The following is a 4,307-nucleotide window of genomic DNA, read 5'->3' on the forward strand; positions in this document are numbered from 1 at the left end:
GTGCGGCGCACCCGCGCGCGTATCTCCCCGACCAGCTCCCGCTGGTAGCCGGTATAGGCGGCGCGCAGTCCGGTGCCGGGCCAGTCGGCGGGCAGGAGTCCGGGCGGCAGGACGGGGTCGGCGAGCAGGTGCCGTACGACGGCGGCGAAGGCGGTCAGGCGGTCGGCCGGGCGGGGAGCGCCGGCGACGTGGTCGAGCAGGGCCCGGGCCGTGGCGGACCAGGCGTCCAGCGGCCACAGCGTTTCGGCCAATTCGCCCGAGGGCCGGTCGGGGCGGGCCGTGTAGCGCTGGACCACCCGGTCCAGGTCGCCGGGCAGGGCGCGGGTCAGGTTGCCGGGACGGAGCCAGACGCCCTCGCGGAGTTCGGCGAGCCGGAGGGCGCTGAGCCGGGTGCGCAGGTCGGCCCGTTCGGCGGGGCCGCGTCCCGTCGCGGTGACCACGACCATCTCCCAGTCGCCGTTCCACGCGCGCGTGCGCGGGTGCACGGCGTCGTCCTGGCGGCGCTGGCGTTCCAGCAGCCGGTCGCTGAGGCGATAGCCGCCGTCCGTGCGCCGCAGGTCTCCGGCGGCCGCCATCCGGCTGAGCGCCGCCCGCAGGGTGGAGCCGCCGACGTCGAAGCCCTCCACGAGCCTCACCAGTTCCCTGACCGGCAGCTCGGGCGGATGCGTCCCGAGGAGCAGGCTCAGCACGACCGAACGCGCGGACAGCGGACGCAGATCGAGCGCGCCGGACCGCGCCGGGACGTTCATCGGCATGGTCACGTACTGTACGCGGCGGAATTCCGTGTTGCAGGATTGCTGCGATCGCAGCCAGAGTGCAACACTCGCGACATGGTCTCGACACTGGACGAACAGCAGGCGCACAGCGGATCCGCCACGCACGACGTCACCAACCAGGCCCCGCCCCTCACCCCCTACGACGCCTCCGACGACACGGCCTTGCTGGAGGGGCTGCGGCGGGAGGGCGCCGGGTGGGCCGAGGAGGACCTGCGGCGGCTCGGCCGGCAGGCCGGCAGCGCCCAGGCGCAGGAGTGGGCCGACCTGGCCAACCGGCACGAGCCGGAGCTGCGGACGCACGACCGGTACGGCAACCGCGTCGACGAGGTCGAGTTCCACCCCAGCTGGCACCACCTGATGCGCACGGCGGTCGCGGAGGGTCTGGCCGCCTCGCCCTGGGCGGACGACCGGCCCGGCGCCCATGTCGTCCGGAGCGCGGGCGGACTGGTGTGGGGGCACACCGAGGCCGGGCACGGCTGTCCCACGTCGATGACCTACGCGGCCGTCCCGGCGCTGCGCCGACAACCGGAGCTGGCGAAGCTCTACGAGCCGCTGCTGACGAGCCGGGAGTACGACCCCGTCCTCCGAGAGCCCACGGAGAAGCGCGGGCTGCTGGCGGGCATGGGGATGACCGAGAAGCAGGGCGGCTCCGACGTCCGCACGAACACCACGGCGGCCACACCCACGGCCGAGCCCGGGGTGTACACGCTGCGTGGCCACAAGTGGTTCACCTCGGCGCCCATGTGCGACGTGTTCCTGGTGCTGGCGCAGGCACCGGGCGGACTCTCGTGCTTCCTGGTGCCGCGCGTGCTGCCCGACGGGACCCGCAACACCTTCCGCATCCAGCGGCTGAAGGACAAGCTGGGCAACCGGTCCAACGCCTCCTCCGAGCCAGAGTTCGACAAGACGGTGGCCTGGCTGGTCGGCCCCGAGGGCCAGGGTGTGAAGACCATCATCGAGATGGTCAACTGCACGCGGCTGGACTGCGTGATGATGTCGGCCGCACTGATGCGCAAGTCCCTCGTCGAGGCGGGGCACCATGCGCGCCACCGCAGCGCGTTCGGCGCACGGCTCGTGGACCAGCCGCTGATGCGCAACGTTCTCGCCGATATGGCCCTGGAGTCGGAGGCCGCCACGACGCTCATCCTGCGGCTGGCGGGGGCGGCCGACCGGGCGATCCGAGGGGACGAGGGTGAGGCGGCGTTCCGCCGGATCGCCACGGCCGTCGGCAAGTACTGGGTGACCAAGCGGGGCCCGGCCTTCACCGCGGAGGCCCTGGAGTGCCTCGGCGGCAACGGCTACGTCGAGGACTCGGGCATGCCCCGGCACTACCGGGAGGCGCCCCTGCTGTCGATCTGGGAGGGCTCGGGGAACGTCAACGCCCTCGATGTGCTGCGGGCGCTGAGCCGTGAACCGGGCACCGCCGAGGCCCTGTTCGGGGAGCTCGCCCTCGCCCGGGGCGCGGACGCCCGGCTGGACGCGGCCGTGACGCGGCTCAAGACGGGGCTGTCCGAGGCGTCGCCGACGACGGCACGGCGTCTCGTGGAGCAGATGGCGCTGTCCCTCCAGGCCTCCCTCCTCGTCCGGCACGCCCCGCCGGCGGTCGCCGACGCGTTCTGCGCGACGCGGCTCGGGGGTGACTGGGGACACGCGTTCGGGACGCTGCCGGAGTCGGCGGGCCTGGACGCGATCGTGGAGCGGGCGCTGCCCGGCGGCGGGGGCTGAGGCGCCGGGAGGGCTGACGCCGGGCGGGTTCGCGGGACTCGAGCGGGTCGGTGCGCCCGGATGGGCCGACTCGAACTCAAGCCATCATGCGCACAGTTCGCGCACAGTCATCGTCCGATTGCGCTTCGTTGTCAGTGCCGTGGTGCAGACTCCCCGTCAGTTGGCATTTCGCTGGGGGAGGACACCGTGTTCAGGGGGATCGACGAGGTCGACTGGGCCTCGCTGCGCCATGCGTACGGCAGCGCGGAGGACGTGCCCGGACTACTGCGGGGGCTGGCCTCCGCCGACCCGGCCGAGCGGCAGACCGCGCTCGACGGGATGTACGGCACGGTGCACCACGAGGGCGGGGTGTACGACTCGACACTCGCCTGTGTTCCGTTCCTCCTCGCGCTCGCCGGCCGTGAGGAGGTGCGGGACCGGGCGGAGGTGGTGGAACTCCTCGTCGGCATCGGTGACGTCGACGGTGCCTCCGATGTTCTCGCGGCGAGCGCCCGGGATGCCCTGCGTGCGCGTGCCGACGTCTTCGAACGGCTCGCGGGGGACGCGGACCCCGGCGTGCGCCGGGCAGCCCCCGGGGCGCTGGTGCGGTTCCTCGGCCACCCGGCGCGCGTGCTCGCCCTGTTACAGGAGCGGATCACCGTGGAGCGGGACGACGGGGTCCTCCTCGCCCTGGCGGAGAGTCTCGGCTTGTTCGCGCGGCGGTACCGCCCGACCGATGATGCCCACGCCGCCGAGGCGGTGTGGCTGCTGGCCGAGCTGAGCGGGCCCCCTCACGGCCCCGGTCTCCGGCTCGCCGCGCTCGGGCAGCTCGCGGGGTGTGCCCGGGATCGGCTCCCCGCCGATCTCGTACCGACCGTCGTCCGCCTGCTCAGGGACAGATCGGGGCAGCGGGCCGGTGCGGGGCACCCGTACGACTGTCCCGGTCCCGACACGCTCGCCGGCCGGCTGCGGCGGCTGCGCCCCTCGGACGAGGAGGGAGCCCGGTTGCTGCGGACCCTGCACTCGGCGCTCGGCAGCCGGGTGTCCGACCGGGTCGCCCTGCTGTGCGGGCAGTTGACCAGCCCGGATCCTCTCGACCGGTGCAACGGCGTGTGGATGTCGGCCGGACTGTTCCGTGAGTGGCGTACCGGTCACGCGGAGCCGGTCACCCTCATCGGCAACCAACTGGGCGAGGAGGGCCGGTTGCACGACGCGGCGATCGCCGTCCTGGTGGAGCTCTTCGCGCTGGCCGCGCCCGCCGCCGACCACCTCCACGCGCTGGTGACGTACCGTCCCGAGCTGCGGATACGGCACGGGGAACGGGGTGCGCCGGCCCTGGGCGGTCCGCTCAAGGCACTGGCCGGGGCCGGGGACGTGCGGGCCGTACCGGTGCTGGCGGAGGTGCTGACGGGCCCGGTCGTGCCGAACGATCTGGGGCTGGTGGTGCCCCACTTGGGCGGCGCGGCCGTTCCGCTCGCCCCGGCGCTGCGGCGACGGCTCGCCCGCGTGCCGCTCGATGCGCCCGACACCCCCGAGCGGTCCGTTCCCCTGCTGTCGGCCCTCGCCGCACTGGGCGACGTCGAGTCCACCCCCGCGGTACTGCGTCTGCTGCGCGGCGTGCCGGACGGTGGGCGGCAGCGCGAGGCCGTCACCGCAGCTGCGGTCCGCGCCCTCGGGGTCCTCGGCGGCGCGGCGCGCGAGGCGATACCGGATCTGCGCGGGCTGCTGAGGACCGGCAGCGCGGTCGCGGCGGTCCTGGGCGGTCGGGCCTTCCTGGAGGGCGATGACCCGAAGCCGGCGGTCGAGCGGGTCAAGGAAGGACTGCGC

At 74.2% G+C, this 4,307-nt stretch carries 3 protein-coding genes; 2 read left to right on the forward strand and 1 reads right to left on the reverse strand.

Translation table 11 applies throughout. From position 1 onward, the window contains the following. Positions 1-755 (reverse strand): PaaX family transcriptional regulator C-terminal domain-containing protein (locus tag ABZ281_RS40025; protein ID WP_356662895.1); only part of this gene is annotated, 755 nt, incomplete at its 3' end. Positions 756-830: 75 nt separating this feature from the next. On the opposite strand from ABZ281_RS40025, the gene ABZ281_RS40030 reads away from it, so the two are divergent. Continuing rightward, entirely contained in the window at positions 831-2,501 is a 1,671-nt protein-coding gene (locus ABZ281_RS40030) for a DNA alkylation response protein (protein WP_356662896.1), read from the forward strand. Between the two features lie 186 nt (positions 2,502-2,687). Then, positions 2,688-4,307 (forward strand): HEAT repeat domain-containing protein (locus ABZ281_RS40035; protein ID WP_356662897.1); only part of this gene is annotated, 1,620 nt, incomplete at its 3' end.

This window comes from Streptomyces sp. NPDC006265 (assembly GCF_040613555.1).
Taxonomy (GTDB): domain Bacteria; phylum Actinomycetota; class Actinomycetes; order Streptomycetales; family Streptomycetaceae; genus Streptomyces.